This window comes from Streptomyces sp. P5F9 (genome assembly GCF_057961495.1).
In genome coordinates this window covers 19612-34434 of the sequence record NZ_JBXVPZ010000051.1, presented here as the reverse complement: position 1 = coordinate 34434, position 14823 = coordinate 19612, and the positions used below count along the sequence as shown (strand labels likewise).

The following is a 14823-nucleotide window of genomic DNA, read 5'->3' as shown; positions in this document are numbered from 1 at the left end:
CTGGTGGGGGGCGTCGAGAGGGCGGTCGCCCGCCAGCGTTCGCTCCACACCAGGAGGCGTCGCGGGCCACCGGACGTCAGGCTCGCGCGCTGGGCCAGTGCCGCCAGTTCGGCGCCCTGCGCGGTCGCCCGCGCCCTCAACTCCGAGGCGCCCAGGGTCGTACGGTGATCGTCCAGGACGTCGAGCCCGCGCCGGCACGCCTCCAGCACACCTCGTCCGGAGCCCGCGGCCTGCGCGCGCAGCGCCTGTGCCGCCCAGCCGGTCATCCGGGCCAGCGGTGGTCCGCCGCGTCTGCTGCGGGCGGCGACCGCCAAGTGCCGTTCCGCGTCCGCCGTCCAGCCGACGGCCAGCGCGATCCGGCCCGCCAACAGGGAGGCTTCCGGTGCGGACGGTGAGCCGAACGCGGCCAGCCGGTCGGCCACCGCGGCGGCGTCCGCCACCAGGCGTCCCGACGCGCGCCCGGCCGCCAACCGGGCTTCGATCAGGACCAGTTGGGCGTGCGTCTCCCACCAGGTGCGCCGCTGCGCGGCGAACAGCCGCACCGCCACGGCCGCGCGCGCGATCGCCGTGTGCGGATCGTCCGCGAGCCGTGCCGCACGGGCGGCCACGAGCAGCAACTCCGCCTTGCGGGTGGACTGTCCGCCGATGCCGTCGAGCAGCCCGACCGCCGTGTCCGCGTGCGCCAGCGCCTCCCCGGCCAGACCCGCGCTCATCAGCACCTCGCAGCGGCGGACGGTGAGCATGAAGCTCGGGGTGGCGAGCTTGGCGTACATCTCCTCCGCCGAGTCCAGGAGTTGGAGCGCCACCGGGATGTCACCCGACCGGAACGCGGCCAGACCCCGGCTCTCGACCACGTCCGCCTTGTCGTGCTCCTGGCCGGTGGTCTCCCACAGCCGCTCGGCCGCCGTGAAGTCGGCGTCGGCCCGGTCCACCGCGCCCAGCGCGAGATGCACGGTCGCGCGCAGGGTGATCGCCCGCGCGATCCAGATCACGTCATCTGCCTGCCGCAGCACGGCAATGGCCCGCCGTACGTCCTCCAGCGCCTCGCGGTGCCGGCCCAGCACCCACCAGACGTACGCCCGCCGGTACAGCACCCGCGCCCGGGTCTGGCCCGTGCCGCGGGCGATGCCCCGCTCGAACGCCTCCAGGCCCTGCCGGGTGCGGCCCGCGTGCACCAACGCCACGCCGAGCGTGCCGAGTACGTCCGCCTCGCGGTCCGCCGAATCCGCGCGGGCCGCCAGGTCGCGGGCCCGCCGCAGATGGTGCAGGGCGAGCCGCAGATCGCCGAAGTCCCGCTGCCACATGCCGATCGCGTGGTGCGCCACGGAGGCCCGGAACGGCGTCGGATCGCCGTCGAGAACCTCCCGCGCACCGGCCAGCGCCTCGTTCGGCGCCGCGAACACCATCGGCAGCAGTTCGAGAATCGAGTCGCTTCCCGCAGTCACTTCTCGCATGCTAGTGGTCCCAGGTGCAGACCACACAGGTTTGGCGCTGTATCAAGTAGCCGCCTGGCGGCTCTGATTGACGACCGCCGCCGCAGTGGGAGGAACACGCCATGGCACCACAGCGATTCCACGAGCAGTTCGACAAGATCCAGCGCTCGATGCCCGACGTCCCCCTGGCTATGGGGCCGGACGACTCCGCCGAGTTCTTCTACGAGAAGGGCGTCGTGCTCGCCCGCGACGGCGAGGAGGCCCGCCTCGTCGAGGACGCCGTACGCACACACTTCACCGCGGCCACCGGCCTCACCGCGGACTCCGTGCGCCGGGCGGGCCCCGAAACCAACCGGTCCGGCATCACCCGCATCCAGGTCGGCGACCTGGGCGTCGGCGACCAGCGCGGCGACCACGCCGTCGCGAACGCGCTGCGCGCACTGCGCGAGCCGGAGGGCCGCGCCGGACGCCGACTGGTCAGCCGCAACCACGTGGTGTCCATCGCGGTGAACGCCTGCCCCGGTGACGAACCCGTGCCCGCCCCGCTCACCGAAGGCTCCAACCCGGCGCCCGCGGAAGCCGGTTACGACGCCGACACCGCCGTGGGCGTCCTCGTCATCGACACCGGTCTCATGCACGACTACCGGTCGTACCCGCTGATGGCCCATGTGCAGGGCGACGCGCAGATCAGGGAGACCGACGACGCGGGAGTGCTCCAACAGTACGTAGGACACGGCACGTTCATCGCCGGGCTCGTCGCGGCCATCTCGCCCAACACCGAGGTCACGGTCCGCAACACCCTCAACGACGCGGGCGCCATCCTCGAATCGGACTTCGGCGAGGCGCTGTTCGCCGCCGTCGACCAGAGCGGCTGGCCCGACGTCATCAGCCTCTCCGCCGGCACCTCGAACGGGCGCACCGACGGACTCCTCGGCGTCGAGGGCTTCATGCAGCAACTGCGCGGGCAGCGCACCCTGTTGGTGGCGGCGGCAGGCAACAACGCCAGTGCCACCCCGTTCTGGCCCGCCGCCTACGCCGACCTGCCCGACTACCAGGACGTCGTCCTCTCGGTCGGCGCGCTGCGCAGCGACGGCGAGTTCGGCGCCTGCTTCAGCAACCACGGCGCCTGGGTCAAGGCCTACGCCCCCGGCGAGCGGCTCATCGGCCCCCTCACCGGCTTCGGCGCACCCACGCCGTACACCTACCAGCACACCACCTACGGCGCCTGCCGCTTCGGCTTCACCTACTCCTGCACCTGCCAATCGCCCGTCCACAAGGGCGTGTTGAGCCAGGCAGGGGACGCCGAGCAGGGCAGCCCGGACCAGGTGACGTTCGACGGGCTCGCGCGCTGGAGCGGGACCTCGTTCGCCGCGCCGGTCGCCGCCGGCATGGTCGCCGCCTTCATGACGGCCAACAAGGAGACCGACGCACGCGCCGCCCGCACCCAACTCCTCACGGGGAACGCCGAGTACGCCGAAGTGCGCGGGGCACACGTACCGGCGCTGCGCCCACCCACCTGGCGCCCGGTCCCCGTCGTACCGCTCTCCCCTCCGGCATGAGGGCCGGAACCATCTCCTCCACGGCGTACGATGACATGCCGTACACGAGGGGTGGCACCTTGGAACGTGCAGAAGTCGGCGCGCTCGTCCAGTCCGCCGTCGACGGCGACGCGGCGGCCTGGAAGGCGCTCGTGGAGGGGTTGAGCCCACTGGTCTGGTCAGTGGTGCGCGCCCACCGGCTCTCCGACGCCGACGGCCACGAGGTCTACCAGACCGTGTGGTTCCGCTTCGCCCAGCACCTGCGGCGCATCCGCGAACCCGAGAAGGCCGGCTCCTGGCTCGCGAGCACCGCGCGCAACGAGTGCCTGAAGGTGATCAAGTCGCTACGGCGGCTCATGCCGACGGACGATCCCCAACTCCTCGACCGCATCAGCGAGGAGCGCACGCCCGAGCAGTCGCTGATCGACTCGGAGGAGGCGGCCTCCGACGCCGAGCGCATCCGGCGGCTGTGGCAGGAGTTCGAGGAACTGGGCGAGCGCTGCAGGCAGTTGCTGCGGGTGCTGATGGCCTCGCCGCCGCCCAGCTATCAGGAGGTGTCCGCCGGTCTGGGGATCGCCGTCGGCAGCATCGGCCCGATGCGCCAGCGCTGCCTGCGCCGGCTGCGGGCCCGACTCGACGCCCGGGGGGCGATGTGAACGGCATGCACGACGACGGTCTCGACGCGTTCGGCGCCTTCGGCCAGGAGCCTTTCGACGACGGGGAGTTCGACGACCCGGGCGGCGAACAGGACACCGACGGCGGTGAGTTCGACGACAGCCTCCTGGAGGAGGAGCTGCGGCAGGCCGCCGCCATCCTGGACCCGGTCCCCGCCGAGCTGCGTCAACTCGCCATGGACGCCTACGCGTTGTACGACATGGACGCCCGGCTCGCGGAGCTGACCTTCGACTCCCTGGTCGACGCGATCCCGGTCAGAGGGGCCACGGTCGCGCCCCGCATGCTGACCTTCACCGCGGGCGACCTCAGCATCGACGTGGAGGTGACGAGCGAGGGCCTGATGGGCCAGGTGATGCCACCCCAGCCGGCCGGCATCGAGGTCCTGAACGGCCCCCAGGCCCTGCGCCCCACCACCCTCACGGCCGATGCCATGGGCCGCTTCGCCGGCGACGCACCCCCGGCCGGCCCCTTCGCGCTACGGCTGCGGGCCGGCGGCGAGGTCGTCGTCACGGAGTGGCTGCGGGCGTGAACACCGGTGCGCGAGGACGGAGTTGATGACACCTCGTCCTCGCGCGCAAGTGGCCTACCAGGTCACCGGCAATGTCTGCGGACCCCGGATCATCGTCTTCCGGCGCCAGACGATCTCCTCGGCCGGGACGGCGAGTTGGAGTCCCGGGAGGCGGTCCAGCAGGGTGTCCACGAGGAGTTCGGTCTGGAGGCGGGCCAGCACGGCGCCGGTGCAGTAGTGCGAGCCGTTGCCGAACGCCAGGTGCGGGTTGGGATCGCGGTCCACGTCGATGCGGTCCGGCTCCGGGAAGACGGCCGGGTCATGGTTCGCGGCAAGGTAGGAGACGTAGACCGGCTCGCCCGCGCTGATGCGCAGGCCGTGCAACTCGACGTCCTCCAGGGCGATCCGGGCCAGCCCGACCGAGGAGCGGTGCGGGATGTAGCGCAGGAGTTCGTCCAACGCGGCCTCCCTGCACTCGGGTTGGGCACGCAGGCGGTCCAGCAGTTCGGGGCGGGTGAGCATCAGGTACAGCATCTGGCCGCAGTTGTGGGTGACCGCCTCCCCGCCGATCTGCAGCGGGCCCGCCACACCGGACGCCTCCTCCTGGCTGATCTCGCCCCGGGCCACGGCGCCGCCGAGCAGCGAGTACACGTCGGTGCCGGCGCTCTCGGCGCGGGCGCGGATCGTGTCGGTGATCCACGCGTACATGCCCTGCTTGGCGCGGTCGGCGGCCTCGGCGCCGCCGGACGTGGAGATGATCTGCCGCGTCCAGGCGTGCACCTGCTCCCGGTCCTCGTCGGGCACGCCCATGACCTCGCTGACCACGGCGATCGGGAAGGGTTCGAGGACCCGCTCGATCAGGTCGGCGGGCGGCCCGTCGGCCACGACCCCGTCGACCAGCGCGTCGAGCAGTGACTGCGCGCGGGGCCGCAGCCGCTTCATCGCGCCGACCGTGAACGCGCCCGCGACCGCCTTGCGCAGCCGGTTGTGGTCGGGCTGGTCGGCGAACGCAAGTGACCCCGGGCGGGGCTTGAAGTGCGGGGCCATGCGCGTCACTTGACGTGTGGCGACCTCCGCGCGGCCGAACCGCGGATCGTTGGTGATCATCTTCACGTCGTCGTGGCGGGTGGCCAGCCACGCCCAGCCCTCGCCGTGCGGCAGCCGGATCCGGGTCAGCGGGCCCTCGCGCATGAGCTCCGCGAGGACCGGGTCGAACTCCGTCCCGGTCAGGTCGAGCGGGGGCCAGTCCCGGACGGGGGGCGGTGCCTGGCCGGTCAGCGTGGTGGTCTCCTCGGTCATGCGTCCACCCTCGTACGCCCCCGGCCGGCTGTCCTGCGGGAGTGCTCCAGCCGGAGGTCCGGACGCTATCCGGATACGGCGTCGACGAGCGTCGTCAGCGCGGAGGCGAGCCGGGCGACCCCCGGGCCGTCGGGCGGGCCACCGGGTTCCGTCATGTACGTGTCCCGGCGGATCTCCACCATCAGGGCGCCGACCGCCGGCTCCTTGCCGTAGAACTCCAGCGGCACGTAGGTACCGATGAACGGGCTGTCGAGCCCGATCTCCCCGCACCCCGCGAACGCCTCGCGTGCCGCCGACAGCAGTGCGGGCGGGGTGTGGAGGGCGTCCGTGCCCAGGCAGACGGCGGGGCGCGGGTCGGTGCCGTGGAGTTCGTAGGGGAGCGGGGAGGTGGGATAGGAGTGCAGGTCGATGACGACGGCCCGGCCGGTGGCAGCGAGGCGGTCGGCGACGGCCTCCGTCATCGCGCGGGCGTACGGGCGGAAGTAGCGGTCGATCAGCGGCCCGGGGTCGTGGTCGGCGGGCCGTAGGCCGGCGTGGTGGGTGGTACGGGTATAGACGGCGCCCATGCCGACGGCGAGCATCTCCTCGCGCTCGTCCGGGAAGCGTTCCGGATCGACGACCAGGCGCGACAGCCGGTTCACGAACCGCCACGGGGGGAGTGCACACGCGCGTGCCGACTCGGCGGCGATCCGCGCGGTGTGGCTGTCGGTGATGTGGTCGAGTTCGCGTTCCAACGCCGGGTCGTCCAGCAGGATGTCCGCGCGGACGTCGGCCGGTATCTCCCGTGCGGAGTGCGGCACATGGAGGATCACGGGTGAGTCGGCGGCGCCGGGCAGCAGCTCGAAGGACGGCGAGGACGGCGCGGTGGGGGACACGGGCGGCTCCCGGGGGCGTTGTCAGTGGCGTGGTGCAGGATCAAGGTATCCGCAACGACGAACACGGACCGGGGGAGCACCACCATGCCCGTCAGCAACCAGCAGATCACCGAGCACGCCTTCCTGCGGGCGCTCTACCGGGACGACTACTACCCCGACCGCGTGGTGGACCTCGGCAAGGTGATCCTGCTGCGCCTGTGCGAGCGCGTCGAGACCGAACACCCCGCCGACCTGCCCGCGCTGTACGCCCTCACCGAGGTCGCCACCGAGGAATTCAACGCCCTGCAGGCCGACTTCGAGGCGGCCGGCAGCGAGATCGAGACCGTGGCCCGCGAGGAGATAGCCGAGGACTTCGGATTCGTGGCCGACGCGTACGGCTTCGCGGACGCGGACGTGGAGAAGCTGATCGCCGTACGGGACTGGTGAGCGGCCGGCTGTCGTGGGCTGACGCAGCCGCCCCGGCCAGGAGGAACCCGGCCGGGGCGGAGCGATTCGGAGAGTCCGCGGTCAGCTCAGGGAAGTCAGCGCCTCGTTCCACGTCGTCGACGGGCGCATCACCTTCGCGGCCTTGGCCGGGTCGGGCCGGTAGTAGCCGCCGATGTCGGCCGGGCTGCCCTGCACCGCGCCGAGCTCCTCGATGATCTGCTGCTGGGCGCCCGCGAGGGTCTCGGCCAGCGACGCGAACGCCTTCGCGAGGTCCGCGTCGTCGGTCTGCGTGGCCAGCTCCTGCGCCCAGTACAGGGACAGGAAGAAGTGGCTGCCGCGGTTGTCGATGCCGCCGACGCGACGGGTCGGGGACTTGTCCTCGTTGAGGAAGGTCGCCGTCGCGCGGTCGAGGGTGTCCGCGAGGACCTGCGCGCGGGCGTTGCCGGTGAACGTCGCGAACTGCTCCAGGGAGGGGACCAGCGCGAAGAACTCACCGAGCGAGTCCCAGCGCAGGTAGTTCTCCTTGACCAGTTGCTGCACGTGCTTCGGCGCGGAGCCGCCGGCGCCCGTCTCGAAGAGGCCGCCGCCCGCCATCAGCGGGACGACCGACAGCATCTTGGCGCTGGTGCCCAGCTCCAGGATCGGGAAGAGGTCGGTCAGGTAGTCACGCAGCACGTTGCCGGTCACGGAGATCGTGTCCTCGCCGCGGCGGATGCGCTCCACCGACAGCTGGGTCGCCTCGACCGGGGCGAGGATCCGGATGTCCAGGCCCTCGGTGTCGTGCTCCGGCAGGTACGCGTTGATCTTCTTGATCAGCTGGGCGTCGTGCGCGCGGGTCTCGTCCAGCCAGAACACCGCCGGGTCGCCGGTGGCGCGGGCGCGGGTGACGGCGAGCTTCACCCAGTCCTTGATCGGGGCGTCCTTGGTCTGGCAGGCGCGGAAGATGTCACCCTTGGCGACCGGCTGCTCCAGGACGACATCGCCGGCCTGGTCGACGAGGCGGACCGTACCGGCGGCCGGGACCTCGAAGGTCTTGTCGTGGGAGCCGTACTCCTCGGCCTTCTGCGCCATCAGGCCGACGTTCGGCACCGAGCCCATGGTGGAGGGGTCGTAGGCGCCGTGGGCGCGGCAGTCGTCGAGGACGGCCTGGTAGACGCCGGAGTAGGAGGAGTCCGGGAGCACCGCGAGAGTGTCGGCCTCGGCGCCGTCCGGGCCCCACATGTGGCCGGAGGTGCGGATCATGGCCGGCATCGAGGCGTCGACGATGACGTCGGAGGGCACGTGCAGGTTGGTGATGCCCTTGTCGGAGTCGACCATCGCGAGCGCCGGGCCCTCGGCGATCTCCGCGTCGAAGGACGCCTTGATCGCGTCGCCCTCGGGCAGCGCGGCCAGGCCCTTGAGGATGCCGCCGAGACCGTCGTTCGGGGAGAGACCGGCCGCGGCCAGCGTCGCACCGTACTGCTCGAAGGTCTTCGGGAAGAACGCGCGGACCACGTGGCCGAAGATGATCGGGTCGGAGACCTTCATCATCGTGGCCTTGAGGTGCACCGAGAACAGGACGTCCTCGGCCTTGGCGCGGGCGATCTGCGCGGTGAGGAACTCACGCAGCTCGGCGACGTGCAGCACGGAGGCGTCGACGACCTCGTCCTTGAGGACGGGTACGGACTCGCGCAGCACGGTGGTGGTGCCGTCCTCGGCGACCAGCTCGATCCTCAGCGCACCGGCCTCGGCGATCGTCACGGACTTCTCGGTGGAGCGGAAGTCGTTCTCGCCCATCGTGGCGACATTGGTCTTCGAGTCCGCCGACCAGGCACCCATGCGGTGCGGGTGGGTCTTGGCGTAGTTCTTGACCGAGGCGGGGGCACGCCGGTCGGAGTTGCCCTCGCGCAGGACCGGGTTGACCGCCGAGCCCTTGATCTTGTCGTAACGGGACTGGATGTCCCGCTCCTCGTCGGTCTTCGGGTCGTCCGGGTAGTTCGGCAGCGCGTAACCCTGCTCCTGAAGCTCGGCCACGGCGGCCTTGAGCTGCGGGATGGACGCCGAGATGTTCGGCAGCTTGATGATGTTGGCCTCGGGCGTCTTCGCCAGTTCGCCCAGCTCGTGCAGGGCGTCCGGGATCCGCTGGTCCTCGGTGAGGTACTCCGGGAACACGGCGATGATGCGCCCGGCCAGCGAGATGTCCCGCGTGGTCACGGCGACACCCGCCTGCGAGGCGTACGCCTGGACCACCGGCAGGAAGGAATACGTCGCCAGGGCCGGGGCCTCGTCAGTGTGCGTATAGATGATGGTCGAGTCAGTCACCGGTGCTCCGCTCCACGTCTGCAACATTGCTCGACATCAAGATATCTCCTCATCCGGTCCCACTCGACAGCGGTCCGTCCGCACCGCGCGAGCACCCGCGCGTGGATCAAGGGCAACCGACCGCATGGTCCGGCAGTCATTAAGGGATGGATCGCCTTGACCGACCGACGGCCGGAGCTGACCGCCCGGCCGCCCGAGCGAAAGCGGATCATGAGATATCGCAGCAGAGTGACGGCCCCCGCGGCCGCCCTGATCGGTACGGCCACGGCACTGACCGTGGGTTCCCCGGCTTTCGCGGCCGGACGGGGGAACGGGAACGAGACGACCGGACGGGAGTACGGCGACGAGGGCGCCGAGACCCTCGGCGACCCGGTGTTCCCGAGCCTCGGCAACGACGGCTACCGTGTCCTCGCCTACGACCTCGACCTCGCCTACGACGCCACGGCCAAGCTCGTCGACGGCACGGCGACGATAGAACTCCGCACGACCGAAGCCCTGACCCGGTTCTCCCTCGACGCCCTCGACCTCGACATCCGCACGGTGCGCGTCCAGGGCCGTAGAGCCGATGTCGAGCAGGCCGGCGAGAAGCTGCGGATCACGCCCGCCAGGACGCTCCCGGCGAGGGCGCGGGTCACCGTGTGCGTGGAGTACTCCGTCGACCCGGGCCGCGCCGCCGCGCCCACCGGCGGCTGGGTCGTCACCCCCGACGGTTTCGCGGTGTGCGGCCAGCCGAACCTGGCGCACACCGTCTTCCCCTGCAACGACCACCCCGGCGACAAGGCTGACTTCACGTTCCGGATCACCGTCCCGGCCGGGCTGCGCGGGGTCGCGAACGGTCAACTGGTGTGCGCCGAGCGGCTGGACGGCGACCGGACCGCGTTCAGCTACCGCTCGCGCTCGCCGATGGCGACCGAGCTGGTGCAGATCACCGTCGGCGACTACGTGATCAAGGAGCGGCGCGGCCCGCACGGACTGGCGCTGCGGGACGTCGTGCCGACCGCGCGCGCCGCCGCCCTGGAACCGGCGCTCGCGCTGACCCCCGGCCTCGTCGACTGGCTCGAACAGCGCCTGGGGGCCTACCCGTTCGAGACGTACGGACTGCTGCCCTGCAACTCGGACGCCCCGAACGCCTTTGATTTCACGGGACTTGAGACCCAGACCCTCACCCTGTACAAGCCGAACTTCCTGCTCCAGGAGGAGAGCAGGATCGGCTCGCACATGATGCACGAGCTGGTCCACTCCTGGTTCGGCAACAGCGTCAGCCCCGCCACCTGGGCCGACCTGTGGCTGAACGAGGGCCACGCCGACTTCTACGGACTGCTCTACCGCTACGAGCGCGGCTGGCCCGACTCCCTCGGCCTGACCACGATGGACGCCCGCATGAAGGACACCTACGCGCGCGGCGACCAGTGGCGCCACGACTCGGGCCCGGTCGCCGCCCCGAACGCTGCGAACCTCTTCGACGACCAGCGCTACCTCGGCGGCGTCCTGGTCCTGTACGCCCTGCGGGAGTTCATCGGCGAGGACACCTTCCACGCCGTCGAACGCGCCTTCCTCGCCCGGTACCGCGACTCCTCGGCGACGACCGAGGACTACATCGCCGTCGCCTCGAAGATCTCCCGCCAGGACCTGTCCGGCTTCCTGCGGGACTGGCTGTACGGTACGGCGACGCCCCGCATGCCCGGTCATCCGGACTGGACGGTGACGCCGGTGAACCCGTCCCTCACCACCCCGCACAGCCGGACCGGCGGGCACTACCGCGACAACTCCGCGACGCTCTGAGGGAGTTGACCGGTCAGGTCAGTCGAGCCGGGTGGAGGGGACCTCGCCCGGCTCGTCCTCCCGGATGCGCTGCTGCGGTATGGCGACCACCCCCTGTGGGAGCGCCCCCTCTGGGACCGCCCCCTGCTGGAGCGCCACCGTGCGGGTCGGTGCCGGGATGCGGATGCCCTCGGCGCGGTACCGCTTGTGCAGGCGCTTGATGAACTCGTGCTTGATGCGGAACTGGTCGCTGAACTCCCCGACCCCCAGGATCACCGTGAAGCCGATCCGGGAGTCCCCGAACGTGTGGAAGCGGATGGCCGGTTCGTGCTCCGGGAGCGCGCCGGTGATGTCGGTCATGACCTCGGCGATGACCTCCATGGTCACCTCCTCGACATGCTCCAGGTCGCTGTCGTAGCCGACGCCCACCTGGACCAGGATCGTCAACTCCTGCTCGGGACGCATGAAGTTGGTCATGTTCGTCTTGGCGAGCTGGCCGTTCGGTATCACGACGAGGTTGTTGGAGAGCGCCCGTACCGTCGTCTGACGCCAGTTGATGTCCTCGACGTACCCCTCCTCGCCGCTGCTCAGCTTGATGTAGTCGCCGGGCTGCACGGTCTTCGAGGCGAGGATGTGGATGCCCGCGAACAGGTTGGCGAGGGTGTCCTGAAGAGCGAGCGCCACGGCGAGACCGCCGACACCCAGGGCGGTGAGCATCGGCGCTATCGAGATGCCCAGCGTCTGCAGCATCACCAGGAAGCCGATCGCCAGGACCAGTATCCGGGTGATGTTGACGAAGATCGTGGCCGAACCGGCCACCCCGGAGCGGGAGTTGGTGACCGCCCGGACCAGACCCGCTGTCACCCGGGCCGCCGACACCGTCACGGCCAGGATGATCAGCACCTGAAGGGTCTGGTTGACCTGGTGCTGGACCGTGTGCGTCAGCGGCAGCACCGCCCCCGCGATCGCCGCGCCGCCGGCGATCGCCGACCACGGCAGTACGGTCCGCAGCGCGTCGACCATCACGTCGTCGCCGCTCCAGCGGGTGCGGTCGGCGTGCTTGCCCAGCCAGCGCAGCAGTATCCGCAGCAGGAACGCCGCCAAGAGGCCCGAGGCCAGCGCTGTTCCGGCGAGCATGAAGTCGTCCAGGGTGGGTGTGCGGTTCACCGGTCACCTCCGGGGAGAGAAACGGAGGCGAAGGGCGCCGCCGACGGCCGGATGTGAAGAGTCGTCACGTTGTCCACCTGCTCGATATCGCGGGCATTTCCGGAACTGCCGTCGCGCCGGCCGGAACGGTTCTCCGCACCGGCGCGACCGCTCATCCTGCCGTATCCGGACGGGGAGTTCGTACCCCCTCCGGGGCTGTGAGCACGGCTTTCAGACGATTCCCTCGGCGAGTTCGGCCTGGTCGCGGTCGGAGCCGCAGGCAGCGGTGGTCGGGGTGCCGTAGGAACGGCGGGCGACGTACCACCACACACTGGCCAGGATCAGGAGATCGACCCGATGCCCAAGGTGATTGACGCGGACGAGTTCGCCCGTCTATTCAGGGACTTCGAGCACAGCGCATGGCACCAGAAACATCCGGCGCCAGGCCGACGCGGGTAAGGCCATCGGGCGGGTACGGGTCGTCGACAACCCGCCCACTGACGGACAACGGTTCCTGCTCGGCTACGCCGCGTGCAACGCCGCCACAGGTGAGGACGCCCGCTGTCTGTGGCGTTCGGATGCTGAGCGGTTGCGGCTGCTCGAAGAGGACTTCTGGATCTTCGATTCGCGCCTTGTCGTGGTGCTGCACTTCAATAACGCCGACGAACTGACCAGCTACGAAGCCAAGACGGAGCCCGCCGAAGTCGTGCGGTATTCCATCGTGCGTGACGCTGCCCTGCACCACGCCATCCCGTACGACCAGTTCGCGGCGCAGGTAGCCGCCCTGGAATAGGAGCAGACGCGTACCGGTGACCGACTATCAGCAGGCGCGCGAGGCGCTCGGCGCGCGTTTGAGGGGGCTCAGGTTCACAGCCCCTGGTGGGCGGATGACCGGTACCCAGCTTGCCGCCCAGCTGGGCTGGGCCGTCTCGAAGGTCAGCAAGCTGGAAAACGGCAGACAGACCGCCACGCCCGAGGACCTGAGGGCGTGGGCCGACGCGACCGGGCAGCCCGAGGCTTACGGCGAACTGGTCGGTCGACTCGCAGGGTTCGAGACCCACATCCGCTCGTGGCGTCGCCAGTTGGCGGCAGGGCAGAGCCCAGTACAGGAGAACTGGGCAGCAGAGACCGCCCGCTCGCGGGTCATCCGAGCATGGGAAGAATCCACGGTCACGGGGCTGCTCCAGACAGCCGACTACGCGCGGGCGGTACTCACCCGGTACGCACATCTGCACGGCTCCACGACGGACGCTGAGGAAGCCGTACGGGCCAGGATGCGGCGGCAGGACTGGCTGTACACGTCAGGTCATCGGCTGCGGGTCGTCATATGGGAAGCCGCGTTGCGCGTCCTTGTCTGTCCGCCCTCCGTGCTGGTCGCCCAGCTCGACCGCCTCACGGGCATGATCGGGATGGACACCGTTGAACTGGGGATCATTCCGTTCTCGGCCTCCGTGAAGATCCCACCCGGTAACAGTTTCTGCATCCTGGATGACCGGGTCGTCTCGGCGGAGGACTGGCACGCCGAACTGTGGTTGGACGACGCCGACAACATCGCCTTGTATTCGAAGGTCCGGAAGACTCTCAGCGAGTCGGCCGTGTACGGAGCCGACGCCCAGAACGTCATCAACGCGGCCAGGCGTGCCCTGAACCCCAGTTGACCTACTGGGGGAGTTGCCGGTTCGGCGGGCTCACGCGGCTGGCGGTCGGCTCAAAGAACACACCTGGACGCATCCGCTCACCGGGCCCGCGTACGACCGCCTCGTCCTCAGCGCCGCCATACGCGCCGGTGCCGTTGTCCGTACCGGGATCACCGTCCTCGACTGGGCGGGGCAGTCGGCCCTGAACACCGTTGGCCCGCGAGGCCCGGAGACCATCCACGCGGCAGCCGTCGTTCGCCACCGGTGCCCGCGAACGGCCCCGTGCGGCCCGGCTGGTGCCGGGGGCGAGGCCCAACGGGGTGTACACCACCGGGGAGTTGCAGCAGGCGGTGCACCTGCATGGCCAGCGGATCGGTACCCGTGCCGTCGTGGTCGGTGCCGAGCATGTCTCCTACGCCGCCGCCGACACCGTGCGGGCTGCCGGAGCGGAAGTCGTCGCCGTGGTCACCGAGTTGCCCATCGCCCAGACGGCAGTCACCCGCGCCCACAACGCCCGCCTCCGCCACCGCATCCCGCTCCTCACCGAGACCACGGTCACCGAACTCCTGGGCCACGGGCGGCTGTCCGGTGTCCGCGTCCGGCACCGCGACGGTCGTACGGCTCAACTCGCCTGCGACACTGTCGTGTTCACCGGTGACTTCGTGCCCGACCATGAACTCGCCCGGAGGGGGAGCCTCGTTCTGGACCCCGGCACCCGTGGCCCCGCCGTCGACGGAGCCCTGCACACATCCCGGCCCGGTGTGTTCGCGGCCGGTAGTCTCCTGCACCCCGTCGAGAACGCGGCCACCGCCACCCGCGACGGGGTCCGGGTCGCCGCCGCCGTTCTGGAGACCCTCGCCGGTGTCGAATGGCCCCGTCACACCGTGCCGTTGCTCGTCGAGCCGCCCCTGCGCTGGATCGCCCCGAACCGTGTCGCACCGGGGGACGAGCATCCGTATGTCCTGCGGACTTCGGCCCTGTTGAGGCGGCCGGTGCTGCAAGTCGTCCAGGACGGGCGGATGTTGCATGAGGAGCGGCTGCGGGCGGCCGTACCGAATCGGACTCTGGCCCTGGCGGCGGGGTGGACCCGGCTCGTCGACGTGAACGGTGGGCCGGTGCGGGTGGTGGCCGGCGGGCGACGGAGTTCGGACAGCCGGGTGGGCAACTTGCCGTAATAGGGGCCCACTTCGCACATTCCGCGCTCAGCGCGCCCTCCCGTGTCCC

At 70.6% G+C, this 14823-nt stretch carries 12 protein-coding genes and 1 pseudogene; 8 read left to right on the top strand and 5 right to left on the bottom strand.

Features of this window, described 5'->3' with window-relative positions:
* The coding region (locus AC31A1_RS12015; RefSeq protein WP_489653262.1) for a tetratricopeptide repeat protein at positions 1-1445 on the bottom strand (1445 nt) is incomplete at its 3' end.
* Positions 1446-1555: 110 nt separating this feature from the next.
* Between AC31A1_RS12015 and AC31A1_RS12010 the strand changes: the two genes are divergently transcribed.
* From AC31A1_RS12010 to AC31A1_RS12000, 3 genes are read left to right on the top strand one after another with little or no spacing between them, the layout of a single operon-like run.
* Entirely contained in the window at positions 1556-2992 is a 1437-nt protein-coding gene (locus AC31A1_RS12010; protein WP_489653261.1) for a S8/S53 family peptidase, read from the top strand.
* Entirely contained in the window at positions 2989-3627 is a 639-nt protein-coding gene (locus AC31A1_RS12005) for an RNA polymerase sigma factor (RefSeq protein ID WP_489653260.1), read from the top strand. The genes AC31A1_RS12010 and AC31A1_RS12005 overlap by 4 nt, the downstream gene beginning before the upstream one ends.
* A 5-nt stretch (positions 3628-3632) precedes the next feature.
* Positions 3633-4175: a hypothetical protein gene (locus AC31A1_RS12000; protein ID WP_489653259.1), complete on the top strand. Its 543-nt coding sequence runs from the start codon at positions 3633-3635 to the stop codon at positions 4173-4175.
* 54 nt (positions 4176-4229) lie between these two features.
* Here AC31A1_RS12000 and AC31A1_RS11995 read toward each other — a convergent pair whose 3' ends face one another.
* Entirely contained in the window at positions 4230-5453 is a 1224-nt protein-coding gene (locus tag AC31A1_RS11995; protein WP_489653258.1) for a cytochrome P450, read from the bottom strand.
* Positions 5454-5518: 65 nt separating this feature from the next.
* Positions 5519-6328, bottom strand: a complete 810-nt coding sequence (locus AC31A1_RS11990; protein WP_489653257.1) for an N-formylglutamate amidohydrolase — start codon at positions 6326-6328, stop codon at positions 5519-5521.
* An 84-nt stretch (positions 6329-6412) separates the two neighbouring features.
* On the opposite strand from AC31A1_RS11990, the gene AC31A1_RS11985 reads away from it, so the two are divergent.
* A complete protein-coding gene (locus AC31A1_RS11985; protein ID WP_489653256.1) occupies positions 6413-6754 on the top strand; it encodes a DUF5713 family protein in 342 nt (113 codons plus the stop codon).
* Positions 6755-6835: 81 nt separating this feature from the next.
* Here the strand turns inward: AC31A1_RS11985 and AC31A1_RS11980 are convergent, their stop codons facing one another.
* On the bottom strand, positions 6836-9055 hold the full coding sequence (locus tag AC31A1_RS11980) for an NADP-dependent isocitrate dehydrogenase (protein WP_489653255.1): 2220 nt from the start codon (positions 9053-9055) through the stop codon (positions 6836-6838).
* A gap of 210 nt (positions 9056-9265) precedes the next feature.
* Here AC31A1_RS11980 and AC31A1_RS11975 point away from each other — a divergent pair, with 210 nt between their 5' ends.
* Positions 9266-10837, top strand: a complete 1572-nt coding sequence (locus AC31A1_RS11975) for a M1 family metallopeptidase (RefSeq protein ID WP_489653263.1) — start codon at positions 9266-9268, stop codon at positions 10835-10837.
* Between the two features lie 18 nt (positions 10838-10855).
* Here AC31A1_RS11975 and AC31A1_RS11970 read toward each other — a convergent pair whose 3' ends face one another.
* Positions 10856-11983, bottom strand: a complete 1128-nt coding sequence (locus tag AC31A1_RS11970; RefSeq protein ID WP_489653254.1) for a mechanosensitive ion channel family protein — start codon at positions 11981-11983, stop codon at positions 10856-10858.
* 349 nt (positions 11984-12332) lie between these two features.
* On the opposite strand from AC31A1_RS11970, the gene AC31A1_RS11965 reads away from it, so the two are divergent.
* The 3 genes and pseudogenes from AC31A1_RS11965 (at position 12333) to AC31A1_RS11955 (ending at position 14774) form a co-directional block, all read left to right on the top strand.
* The gene (locus tag AC31A1_RS11965; protein WP_489653253.1) at positions 12333-12755 is read left to right on the top strand and encodes a DUF6879 family protein; all 423 of its coding nucleotides are present in this window, start codon (positions 12333-12335) and stop codon (positions 12753-12755) included.
* A 16-nt stretch (positions 12756-12771) separates the two neighbouring features.
* Positions 12772-13620 carry a helix-turn-helix domain-containing protein gene (locus AC31A1_RS11960; RefSeq protein WP_489653252.1) on the top strand — a complete coding sequence of 283 codons (849 nt, stop codon included), beginning with the start codon at positions 12772-12774 and terminating at the stop codon, positions 13618-13620.
* Positions 13621-13633: 13 nt separating this feature from the next.
* Positions 13634-14774: pseudogene (locus AC31A1_RS11955) on the top strand (FAD-dependent oxidoreductase).
* Positions 14775-14823 lie beyond the last annotated feature (49 nt).